The organism is Streptomyces swartbergensis (assembly GCF_002148965.1).
Classification (GTDB): Bacteria; Actinomycetota; Actinomycetes; order Streptomycetales; family Streptomycetaceae; genus Streptomyces; species Streptomyces swartbergensis.
This window is the reverse complement of sequence record NZ_NGFN01000287.1, coordinates 1-10,977: the sequence shown is the minus strand read 5'-3', so window position 1 is coordinate 10,977 and position 10,977 is coordinate 1. Positions and strand designations below refer to the sequence as shown.

Genomic DNA, 10,977 nt, shown 5'->3' with positions numbered 1-10,977 from the left:
GTGCCACAGGGTGGGCCGGCGGCGGGGGCGTGTGCGCCGAGGGCGCGGCAACGGGAGCCGCGGCCCGGACCGGAGCCGGGGCCGCCTGCTGCGGCTCGTCCACCGTGATGCCGTAGTCCGTGGCCAGTCCTTCGAGTCCGCTGCTGTAGCCCTGGCCGACGGCGCGGAACTTCCAGGCACCCTGGCGGCGGTAGAACTCCCCGAGGACGAAAGCGGTTTCGGTGGTGGCGCCCGGGTTGTCGAAGCGGGCGACCGGAGTTCCCTGGGTGGCGTCCTGGACCTCGATGTAGAGGCCCGGGACCTGCCCGAACGCGCCGCCGTCGGAGGATGCGGCGAGGACGATCGTCTCGATCGCGGGCTCCACGCGCGCGAGGTCGACGAGGAGCGTGTCGGTGACCCGGCCGTCGGCATTGCGCTTGCCCTCGTGCCGGATCGCGCCGGAGGAGTGCGCGGGCTGGTTGTAGAAGACGAAGTCCGCGTCCGAGCGGACCTTTCCGCCCACCAGCAGCAAAGCGGAGGCGTCGGCGTCGGGCACCCCCGGCCCGGCCCGCCAGCCCAATTCGACCCGCAGCGCCGCGGTGGGCACCCCGGTATTTGAACCTTTCAGCATTTGCATGTCCGCCCCCATTGCGTGTCACCGCGCCAGGCACATCCCGGCCGTCCGTCGGGTTCCGTTCGCACAACCTATTCCTCCCCACGGCGAACTCCCATGCGCCGTCAACGGAAGTCCGGTGGCCAACCCCTGGTAACCGCCCCGGAACTCGGCCTTTACACGATCGGAGCCTTGCTCGGGTGCCCCTTTTTGCCGAGTTCGCTCGCATTAGGGATACCCGGTCACTGGGGACACGGAAAACAACCCTCTTATCGGTCTCCCCAACCAGCACATCGTGGGCTTAACTTATGTGCCATGACCTCCCCCCGCTCCACCTATGGCGGCGGCTACTACTCCGCCTCCTTCCCGGACACCCCGATCTACGACAAGCTCGTCGCCGAGCGGGGCACCCCGCAGATCGCCCCGATCCGGGTCCCCGCTCAGTACGACACACCGGGCGGCAACCTGCCCGCCCTCCCGTCGGCGCTGCCCGCTCTTCCGGCAGCCCCGTCCCAGCCCGCCTACGGTTATCCGCAGGCGCAGCAACCCGCCCCGCTCCAGCAGGCACCGGCGGCGTACATCCCGCAGCAGGCCACCGCACCGCGCGGCTATCCCGGCCCCCAGCCGCAGCAGCCGCGTCCGGCGGCACCCGGCGCGGGCTACGAGGCGATGCGCCCCGCGGCTCCCCGGCCCGCCCAGGCTCCCTATCAGGACCCGTACAACAACCAGCAGTACCGCGGTTACTGAGCCGCCGCCCGGGGGCTGTCGGTGCCGGCTGGCACGATGGCCCCATGGGGAACGCGCACCTGCATTCGATCCACGTCCATCCGGTCAAGGCGGTCCGGGGCCTCGCGCCCCGGGAGGCCGTCGTGGAGCCCTGGGGACTGACCGGAGACCGGCGCTGGGCGCTGGTCGACGACGGGGGAAAGGTCCTCACGCAGCGTCGGCAGCCGCGCCTGGCCCTGGCCGCCGCCGAGCTTCTGCCGGACGGCGGCGTCCGGCTGTCCGCACCCGGCATGGAGCCCCTGACGGTGCCCGTTCCCCGGCCGTTGGACACAGTGCCGGTGGAGATCTTCCGCGACAAGGTCGACGCGGTTCCGGCCGAGGACGAGGCCGCGCACGCCTGGTGCAGCGCCTACCTCGGCATCGATGCGCGTCTCGCGTACATGGACGACCCGGCCACGCGCCGGCCCGTCGACCCGGAGTACGCGCGTCCCGGCGAGACCGTCTCCTTCGCCGACGGCTTTCCGCTGCTGCTCACCACGACGGCCTCGCTCGACGCCCTCAACGCCCTGATCGCGCAGGGTGATCACGCGGACGAGGGCCCGCTGCCCATGAACCGTTTCCGGCCGAACGTGGTCGTGGCGGGCACCGACGCCTGGGCCGAGGACGGCTGGTCGCGCGTCGCCATCGGGGACGTGTCCTTCCGCGTCGCCAAGACCTGCGGACGGTGCGTGGTGACCACCACCGACCAGGGCACGGGCCGGCGCGGCCGAGAGCCCCTGAACAGCCTGGGGCGGCACCGGCGGCTCGACGGCAAGCTGGTCTTCGGGCAGAACCTGGTGCCCCTGTCCCGGGGCACGATCCGGGTCGGCGACCCGGTCAGCGTCCTCGAGTGACCGGGCCGGAGGTCGGCGCCCCCGGGCGGGAACCGCCCCGAACGCCCGGGCGTTGGGCTTGTGTGAGAAGTTCGTGAGAGTCGCCGGTGAGAGGTGATTTCGCTCTCTCTTCGCCCGGTTGACGCGTGGACGGCTCCGCCGGGGGTTATCACGGAGCGGGAAGGGGGTGCGGGCGGTGCGAGCGATCAGCGGACTCTGGCGCTGGCGGCGCAACCCACTGTGCCGCGCGACCGATCTGGCCGAGGCCTGGGTGGCGCTGGCGGCCCTGGTGCTGATCCTCCTGGCCGCCCCGGTGGCCGGTTCCCTCGTCGCGGGCGCCGCCCAGGACGCCCTCCAGCGCTCCGTCCGCGAGCAGCACGAAGCGCGGCACCTGGTGACGGCCACAGTGGTCCGCAAGCTCGACCGCTCCCCGCTGGACGCCGACCCGGAGACCTCCACGGGCCGGGATCTGCGCAGCCGCGTCCTCGCCGACTGGACGGCACCGGACGGCAGCGAACATCAGGGCCCGGTGCTGGCGGGCCTCAAGGACCCGCAGCAGGGCGACGAGTTCCGGATATGGACCGACCGGCACGGCCACATGGTGGCCCGCCCCCTGGACTCCGCGACGGCGTCGACGCACGCGGTCCTCGCCGGCTTCGGCGCGGCCCTGGCGGCCGGCGGTCTCGTCGAGGGCGGCAGACGGCTGATCGTCTGGCGCATGGTCCGCCGCCGGTACGCCCGTTGGGACCAGGCCTGGGACAAGGCGGGCCCGGACTGGGGCAGGACGGGCACCGGCAGCTGACAGCCTTCCGGCTCTGGTCAACCCACCACCCGCGCGCACGCTACGGTGGTCCGGCCGAACCGTTCGGCACAACCCGCGCGAGCGAGCACGAGGGGCGCGCCGGTTTCGATGCCGCGTACGCGCGCAGGCCCGAGGGGGTCCGGCACGGTCGCGGTCCCGACACCGGTGGCAGCGTCCCGAAGGCGAACCAGCCATCAGTACGACCGAGGTGGGGGCACAGCTACACCATGGCACAGGGCACGGTCCAGGTGACGCACACCGGCACGTCGCGGTGGCGGCGCCGCACGGGTGAGTACGCATCGCTCGCCGCTGCCCTGGAGGCCGCGGCCGACGGAGACGTCCTCACGGTCGCCCCCGGCACCTACCGCGAGAACCTCGTCGTGCAGCGCGCGGTGACCCTGCGCGGCCCCGAGGGCTCCCCCGGCTCGGTGCGGATCGCGCCCCTGGACGGCGTACCGCTGACCGTGCGCGCCTCGGCGGTGGTCCAGGACCTGCACGTGGAGGGCCAGGACGCGGCCGCCCCGGCGGTGCTGGTGGAGGAAGGCACCCCGGAGCTGAGCAACGTACGGGTGGTCACGCGGTCGGCGGCCGGGATCGAGGTGCGCGGCAACGCCCGGCCCACGGTCCGGCGCTGCGCGGTCGACAATCCGGCGGGCATCGGCATCGCCGTACTCGACGGTGCGGGCGGGGTGTTCGAGGAGTGCGAGGTCGTCGCGGCCGGCCAGGCGGGCGTGGCGGTGCGCGGCGGCGCCCACCCCCGTCTGGAGCGCTGCCGGGTGCACCACACCTCGGGCTCGGGCCTGTCGGCGACCGGGGAGAACTCGGCGCTGGAGGCGGTGGGCTGCGAGATCTACGAGGTCCGGGGCAGCGGTGTGCAGATCACCGGCCGGGCCACCGCGCACCTGACCGACTGCGATGTGCACCGCACGACGGCCGACGGAGTCACGCTCGACACGGACGCCGTGCTGACGCTCGCCGACTGCCGTATCCACGACATCCCGGAGAACGCGGTCGACCTGCGTTCCCGCTCCGTCCTCACGCTGACCCGCACCACGGTGCGGCAGTTCGGGCGCAACGGCCTGTCGGTGTGGGACCCGGGCACGCGCGTGGACGCCAACCAGTGCGAAATCTTCGACAGCACGGGCGACTACCCGGCGGTGTGGGTGAGCGACGGCGCCACCGCCGTACTGGACTCCTGCCGGGTGCACGACGTGCCGGACGCCCTGTTCGTCCTCGACCGCGGCTCGCGCGCGGACGTCGTCGACAGCGACCTGTCGCAGGTGCGCAACACGGCCGTGTCGGTGAGCGACGGGGCGACGGCGCAGCTCGACGACTGCCGGATCCGGGACGCGGCGACGGGCGCCTGGTTCCGCGACCACGGCAGCGGCGGCACCCTCAGCAACTGCACGCTGGACGGCACTCAGACCGGCGTCATCGTCACCAAGGGCGCCGACCCCACGGTGGAGCGCTGCACGATCGACTCACCCGCGGAGGCGGGGGTGTACGTGTCGGCCGGAGGCCGCGGCAGCTTCCACAACTGCCGGGTGACGGGCAGCGGCGGCTACGGCTTCCATGTGATCGACGGCAGCCGTACGACGCTGCGGAAGTGCCGCACGGAGCGGTGCGCGCGCGGCGGCTACGAGTTCGCGGACAGCGGCGCGGACGCGTCGTCCGGGGCGGGCCCCCTGGTCGAGGACTGCACCAGCGACGAGAGCGCGGGACTGCGGACCCCGGCGGCGCCGGAGACGGCCGTGCAGACGGTGAGCCACTCCCCCGGCCTGCTGGGCGCGGTCCCGGGTCAGCGCACCGAACCGGAGCCCCCGGCCCCCGCCCCGGTCGCGGAGCCCGAGCAGTCGGCCCGCAGCTCCAAGGACGTCCTCGGTGAACTCGACGCGCTGGTGGGCCTGGAGAGCGTCAAGCGCGAGGTGCGTGCCCTCACCGACATGATCGAGGTGGGCCGGCGCCGGCAGCAGGCGGGCCTCAAGGCGGCTTCGGTCAAGCGGCACCTGGTCTTCACCGGCTCCCCCGGCACGGGCAAGACGACGGTCGCGCGGCTGTACGGCGAGATCCTCGCGTCGCTCGGTGTGCTGGAGAAGGGCCACCTGGTCGAGGTGTCCCGGGTCGACCTGGTGGGCGAGCACATCGGCTCGACGGCGATCCGCACGCAGGAGGCCTTCGAGAAGGCGCGCGGCGGTGTGCTGTTCATCGACGAGGCGTACGCGCTGTCCCCGGAGGACGCGGGCCGCGACTTCGGCAAGGAGGCCATCGACACGCTGGTGAAGCTGATGGAGGACCACCGGGACGCGGTCGTGGTGATCGTCGCGGGCTACACGGCCGAGATGGAGCGCTTCCTGTCGGTCAACCCCGGTGTGGCGTCCCGGTTCTCGCGGACCATCACCTTCAGCGACTACGGCCCCGAGGACCTGCTGCGGATCGTGGAGCAGCAGGCCGAGGAGCACGAGTACCGGCTGGCGCCCGGTGCGGCTCAGGCCCTGCGCAAGTACTTCACGGAGCTCCCGAAGGGCCCGGCGTTCGGCAACGGCCGTACCGCGCGGCAGACCTTCGAGGCGATGGTGGAGCGGCACGCGAGCCGGGTCGCCCAGTTCGCCGAGCCGAGCAAGGACGACCTGACACTGCTCTACGCGGAGGACCTGCCCGAGCTGCTCTGAGGATCCGCCTCCGGACCCGGGCAGGGCTGCTCGGCCGTGTGACGGGGTGCCGGCAGGTCCGGCCGCAGCCGGGCCAGCAGTTTGCGGCGCTCCTCGGCGAACGCCGGGTCCGCCTGGTAGTCCGAGTGGCCGAGGATCGGCGCGGGCAGCGGGTGCAGGTCGGTGCGGCCGTAGGAGAGGGGGTCCGGCAACGGCACGTGGTCGACCCCGAGGTCGTGGTCGCCGGGCAGGCGCACCGGGCCGCCGATGGGGTCGGTGAGCCGGTACAGATTGCGCCAGCAGTCGACCTCCCGGTGCAGTGAGCCGAGCGCGGCGGGGCCGAAGTGCGCCGGGAACCAGCGGCCGTAGAGCCGCTCCAGCGGGGAGCCGTACGTCAGCAGCGCGACGCGTTTGCGGGTGGACGGCGTGAGTTGCCAGGCCGCCGCGGCGGCGAGCACGCTGCCCTGCGAGTGCCCGGAGATGACCAGCCGTCCGCCGGTGACGCGGGTCCAGGTCGCGATCCGCCAGGTCAGGTCGGGCACCGCGCGCTCGGCGTAGCAGGGCGGGGCGAAGGGGTGGGCGGCGCGCGGCCAGAAGGTGCCGACGTCCCACAGGATGCCGATGGTGCGGCGGGCCGAGGCGTCCTTGTAGGCGCGCCTGCCCCAGGTGACGAACAGTATGAAGCCGAGGCCGATCAGCCAGGAGCCGAGGGCCTCGGCGGTCTCGGCGGCGCCGTGGACGACGGGGTAGGTGCCCCGCGCCGCCTCGCCCGGTGTCTCGTCGGTGGCCATGGCGCCCACGAGGGCTGCGGCACCGAGCAGCAGGGTGACGCCGGAGGTGACGGCGACGATGCGGGGTCCCCGGTCGGTCAGGGAGGCCATCGCGCGGGTGTAGGCGATACGGCGGGTGCGGGCGCGGTCCTGGGCCTCGTCCGGGTAGTCGCGGGCCACCGCCTCGCGTTCGGCGCGGGCGAGCTGCCAGGCGCGGTGGGCCAGCCAGCCGAAGAGCACCAGGAGCACCATGATCAGGGGCGGGATCACGGACGCCTGCCAGGTCAGCAGGACCGGCGGGCCGTCGATCGACGTCCCGGTGCCGTCCAGCCAGTCGGACACGCGCTGCGCCACCCCGCCGGACATCACTCCGCCCAGGGCGCAGGCCAGCATCGCGACGGCCGGTCCGCCGAGGCCCCGCAGCACGGCCCGCCGGTCGGGGTCGGTGCGGTGCAGTGCGTGGGCGACGCCGGCGAGGACGATCACGAGCAGGCCCTGGACCAGGGCGAGACCGCCGAAGGCGGCATCGCCCGGCAGCCGGCCGGCCGACTCCCAGCCGGGGCGCTCCCACCCCGCGTACAGCAGGGCGAGGGCGAGCAGGACGAGTGCGGCGAGCGGCAGGCGCCGTACGAAGCGCTCGTCGAGTTCCCGGTCGATGCGTCTCTCGCTGCGGCCCCGGCGGCACACCACCCACACCACGGCGACCGCGCAGGCCGCGAGGGCCGCCTCCAGGAGCAGGCCCAGGGTGTTCAGTAAGGCGGGGCCGCCGGGCTCGCGGTCGTGGCGGGCGGCGGCGCCGGCGACCGCGGCGGCGACCGTGACCAGCCCGGCGGCGGTGTGCGCGGCGCGCAGCCGGGCCACCAGCCGGCGTCCGTACCAGAAGCCGGGCCGGCCCAGCGCGGTCGAGCCGCCGTCCTCGTCTGGCTCGGGGTCGCGGGCCGGCGGCTGCTGGGACTCGTAGTCGCTCCAGGTGCGCCGGGACAGGTACCACAGCAGGACGGTCAGAGCGGTCGGGACGAAGGACGCCAGGGCGAGCCTGCGGCCGGGGCTGCTCCACCAGCCGCCGTCCGAGACGGTGGGCGAGAGGAAGCCGAGCCAGGAGTGCCGGTCGGCGCACGCGCGCGTGCCCGCGCACTGCCAGGCCGCCAGGTCGAGGGCGACCTCGCAGGCCGCCGCGACGAGCAGCACCGTCAGGGTGAGCCCCGCGAGCCGCACCAGGAGGCCGTACAGGCGCACCGTGCGGCGGCGGCCCCGGGCGCTGGGGCGCATCCAGTGGGCGAGGTTGACGACCATGAACGGCAGCAGCAACAGCCACAGGGCCCGGGTGCCGTTGCCGGAGGTGAGGTTGCACCAGACGTAGGCCTCGGGCACCGGCCCGTCGCGGCGGCGGTCGCCGGGGCTGTTCTCCGCGTCGACGTCGTCGGCGCGCCGGAAGACGGCCGCGATGTCGTCGCCGGTGATCCGCACCGTGCGCGGATCGTTGAGCATCTCCTGCGGCGTGGTGCCGCCCACGCCGTGGACCAGGAGTTCCAGGGCGGTCCCGGTCTCATCGGGCCGCCGGGCGGGCTGGTCCGGCCCGCCGGTCGACGCCTGTTCCCGCGCACGTTCCACTGATTCGCACATCCCCCGTGACACGCCGTCGGCTCTGTCCGTGCGGGCACAAGGATCTCCACTTCCGCGGCGGCGCACACCTCCTGTCACGGAATCTCTCCGATCTGTAACACTGCGGAGCGACGAGCGGGGCTTCGGGTGGCATGTGCGCGACGAGCGGTCGGTGGCGCCACCGACGCCGCGACATGCAAGGATGGGGCGTCCGCGCACCGGAGCCGGGGGAGAATGTCCTGGTTTCGGCAGGTGCGCAGGGCGTGTCGGACGGCATTGAGGCGAAAGGACCGGAGCGTACGTGAGCGAGAATCAGAACCTCCTCGCGGAGCAGCGGCGATCCCTGATCCTCGACGAGGTCCGCCGCCGGGGCGGGGTCCGGGTCAACGAGCTGACGCGCAAGCTCGGCGTGTCGGACATGACGGTCCGCCGCGACCTCGACGCGCTCGCCCGCCAGGGTGTGCTGGAGAAGGTGCACGGCGGCGCTGTCCCGGTGGTCGAGGCGAGTACGCACGAACCGGGCTTCGAGGCCAAGTCGGGGCTGGAGCTGACCGCCAAGGAGGACATCGCACGGGCCGCGGCCAAGCTGGTCGCGCCGGGCGCGGCGATCGCCCTGTCCGGCGGCACGACGACGTACGCGCTGGCACAGCAGTTGTTGGACGTGCCCGACCTGACGGTGGTCACCAACTCGGTGCGGGTGGCCGACGTCTTCCACGCGGCGCAGCGCACCTCGGGTCCGCGGCAGGGCGCGGCCACGGTCGTGCTGACCGGCGGTGTGCGCACCCCGTCCGACTCGCTGGTGGGGCCGGTCGCCGACCAGGCGATCGCGGCGCTCCACTTCGACCTGCTGTTCCTCGGGGTGCACGGCATATCGGTCGAGGCCGGGCTGTCGACGCCGAACCTCGCGGAGGCGGAGACGAACCGGCGGCTCGTGCAGTCGGCCCGGCGGGTGGTGGTCGTCGCCGACCACACCAAGTGGGGCAAGGTGGGCCTGAGTTCGTTCGCCTCGCTGGAGCGGATCGACACGCTGGTGACGGACGCCGGTCTGCCGGACGAGGCGCGCGGGGTGGTCGTGGAGCATCTGCGGCGGCTGGTGGTGGCCGGGGAGCCCGAGGAAGAGGCAGACAGCTGACCGGGCGCCGGTTAGGGTCACGCTGCCGGTCATCGCCCGCTCCCGTACAGGAGGGCTTCGTCCATGGCTCACCGTCTGCGCCCGGTGGGGCTCGACTTCGTCGGGATCGCGCCCGTACGGCACGTCTTCGCGCGGGAGATCTCCGCTCCGGTGGAGGCGGTCTACCGCGCGCTGGAGGACGTGCCCGGCTGGGTCGACTGGTTCCCCCAGGTGACGGCCGCCCGCCCGGTCGACGGCGGGAAGGGGCGCGACATCCGCCTCGTGGGAGGCGTCCGGTTCCGGGAATCGGTCATCGCGGCGGAGGAACCCGAGGTGTACGCCTATCGCGTCGACGTCACCAACGTGCCCGGGGTGCGGGCGCTCGCCGAGGAGTGGCGGCTCGCCCCGGCCGGTACCGGGACCCGGGTGCGGTGGACGTTCGCGACCGACGGTACGGCGGCGTACCGGCTCGCTGTGAGGCCGGTACGGGCGGCTCAGGCCAAGGCCTTCCGGGACGCCGTCACGGCGCTGGACCGGAAGCTGGCGGCGTCGTAGCGCCGCACGCCGGCGGGCCCGGGGCGCCGTCTCAGTCCGGCCAGACGCCCGTCTCCAGCAGCGAGTCGATCGCGGCCGTGTACGGCTCGATGTCCAGCCCCTGGGCGGCCAGCCAGGTGTCCGAGTAGTACTTGTCGAGATACCGGTCCCCCGGGTCGCACAGCAGCGTCACGACGCTCCCCTGCCGTCCCTCGGACACCATCTCCGCGACGATCTTCAACGCGCTCCACAGGCCCGTGCCGGTCGAGCCGCCCGCCTTGCGTCCGATGGCCCGCTCCAGTGCCCGCACCGCGGCGACACTGGCCGCGTCGGGCACCTTCATCATCCGGTCGATCGCGCCGGGCACGAAGCTCGGTTCCATGCGGGGCCGGCCGATGCCCTCGATACGGGAGCCGCAGTCGCAGGTGACGTCCGGATCGCCGGTGGTCCAGCCCTCGAAGAAGCACGAGTTCTCGGGGTCGGCCACGCAGACGCGCGTGTCGTACTGCATGTAGTGGACGTAGCGGGCGAGGGTCGCCGAGGTGCCGCCGGTGCCCGCCGTGGCGACGATCCACGCCGGCTCGGGGAACCGCTCCATCCGCAGCTGCCGGAAGATGGACTCGGCGATGTTGTTGTTGCCGCGCCAGTCCGTGGCCCGTTCGGCGTAGGTGAACTGGTCCATGTAGTGGCCGCCGGTCTCGGCCGCGAGGCGGGCGGATTCCTCGTACATCGTGCGGGAGTCGTCCACGAAGTGGCACCGGCCGGCGTGGAACTCGATGAGGCGGATCTTCTCGGCGCTCGTCGTGCGCGGCATGACGGCGATGAAGGGCACGCCGATGAGCTTGGCGAAGTACGCCTCGGAGACGGCCGTCGAGCCGCTGGAGGCCTCGATCACCGGGCGGTCCGGCCGGATCCAGCCGTTGCAGAGGCCGTAGAGGAAGAGGGAGCGGGCGAGCCGGTGTTTGAGGCTGCCGGTGGGGTGGGTGGACTCGTCCTTCAGGTACAGGTCGATGCCCCACCGCTCCGGCAGGGGGAACTGGAGAAGGTGTGTGTCGGCCGAGCGGTTGGCGTCGGCCTGAACTCTGCGGACGGCTTCTTTCAGCCATGCGCGGTAGGCGGTGTCGCTGTGGTCGACGTCGAGGGTCACGCCGGTCCGGGTCTGCTGGGGAGTGCTCACGAGGGGGCTCCTAACGCCGCGCGCCGACGACGCGTCGCGCGGCCGACACCCCGATCATATGCACCTTCCTCACGCTTCTCACCTGCATAAACGCACCTTTGAGCCCCCCAAAGCGCCCCCTGGGGCAGGGGCCGGGGCAAGGG

General features: G+C 73.2%; 9 protein-coding genes. 6 read left to right on the top strand and 3 right to left on the bottom strand.

Annotated features, from left to right (window positions below; all coding sequences use genetic code 11):
* Window positions 1–610: TerD family protein (locus CA983_RS32865; RefSeq protein WP_143645608.1), on the bottom strand; the 610-nt coding region annotated here is incomplete at its 3' end.
* Window positions 611–907: 297 nt separating this feature from the next.
* On the opposite strand from CA983_RS32865, the gene CA983_RS32860 reads away from it, so the two are divergent.
* The 4 genes from CA983_RS32860 to CA983_RS32845 all read left to right on the top strand — a co-directional run bounded on the left by CA983_RS32860 (window position 908) and on the right by CA983_RS32845 (window position 5,661).
* A complete protein-coding gene (locus CA983_RS32860; RefSeq protein ID WP_059423876.1) occupies window positions 908–1,339 on the top strand; it encodes a DUF6643 family protein in 432 nt (143 codons plus the stop codon).
* A gap of 44 nt (window positions 1,340–1,383) precedes the next feature.
* Window positions 1,384–2,211: an MOSC domain-containing protein gene (locus CA983_RS32855; protein ID WP_086604444.1), complete on the top strand. Its 828-nt coding sequence runs from the start codon at window positions 1,384–1,386 to the stop codon at window positions 2,209–2,211.
* A gap of 175 nt (window positions 2,212–2,386) precedes the next feature.
* On the top strand, window positions 2,387–2,992 hold the full coding sequence (locus tag CA983_RS32850) for an Rv1733c family protein (RefSeq protein WP_086604445.1): 606 nt from the start codon (window positions 2,387–2,389) through the stop codon (window positions 2,990–2,992).
* A gap of 227 nt (window positions 2,993–3,219) precedes the next feature.
* Window positions 3,220–5,661 carry a right-handed parallel beta-helix repeat-containing protein gene (locus CA983_RS32845; protein ID WP_086604443.1) on the top strand — a complete coding sequence of 814 codons (2,442 nt, stop codon included), beginning with the start codon at window positions 3,220–3,222 and terminating at the stop codon, window positions 5,659–5,661.
* On the opposite strand, the gene CA983_RS32840 is transcribed toward CA983_RS32845, so the two are convergent.
* Entirely contained in the window at window positions 5,631–8,021 is a 2,391-nt protein-coding gene (locus CA983_RS32840; protein ID WP_086604442.1) for a hypothetical protein, read from the bottom strand. The two genes, CA983_RS32845 and CA983_RS32840, sit on opposite strands and share 31 nt — an antisense overlap.
* A 292-nt stretch (window positions 8,022–8,313) precedes the next feature.
* Here CA983_RS32840 and CA983_RS32835 point away from each other — a divergent pair, with 292 nt between their 5' ends.
* Together CA983_RS32835 and CA983_RS32830 are read left to right on the top strand one after the other, a co-directional pair.
* Entirely contained in the window at window positions 8,314–9,144 is an 831-nt protein-coding gene (locus CA983_RS32835; protein WP_086604441.1) for a DeoR/GlpR family DNA-binding transcription regulator, read from the top strand.
* Window positions 9,145–9,207: 63 nt separating this feature from the next.
* Window positions 9,208–9,678: an SRPBCC family protein gene (locus CA983_RS32830; RefSeq protein ID WP_086604440.1), complete on the top strand. Its 471-nt coding sequence runs from the start codon at window positions 9,208–9,210 to the stop codon at window positions 9,676–9,678.
* A gap of 31 nt (window positions 9,679–9,709) precedes the next feature.
* Here CA983_RS32830 and cds1 read toward each other — a convergent pair whose 3' ends face one another.
* Window positions 9,710–10,834 (bottom strand): L-cysteine desulfhydrase Cds1, encoded by a 1,125-nt coding sequence (cds1, locus tag CA983_RS32825; RefSeq protein ID WP_086604439.1) that lies wholly within the window; start codon window positions 10,832–10,834, stop codon window positions 9,710–9,712.
* Window positions 10,835–10,977 lie beyond the last annotated feature (143 nt).

Coding starts and splice junctions, on each gene's coding strand:
- CA983_RS32845 (WP_086604443.1), top strand. CDS start 3,220: ATGGCACAGGGCACGGTCCAGGTGACGCACACCGGCACGTCGCGGTGG.
- CA983_RS32855 (WP_086604444.1), top strand. CDS start 1,384: ATGGGGAACGCGCACCTGCATTCGATCCACGTCCATCCGGTCAAGGCG.
- CA983_RS32860 (WP_059423876.1), top strand. CDS start 908: ATGACCTCCCCCCGCTCCACCTATGGCGGCGGCTACTACTCCGCCTCC.
- CA983_RS32830 (WP_086604440.1), top strand. CDS start 9,208: ATGGCTCACCGTCTGCGCCCGGTGGGGCTCGACTTCGTCGGGATCGCG.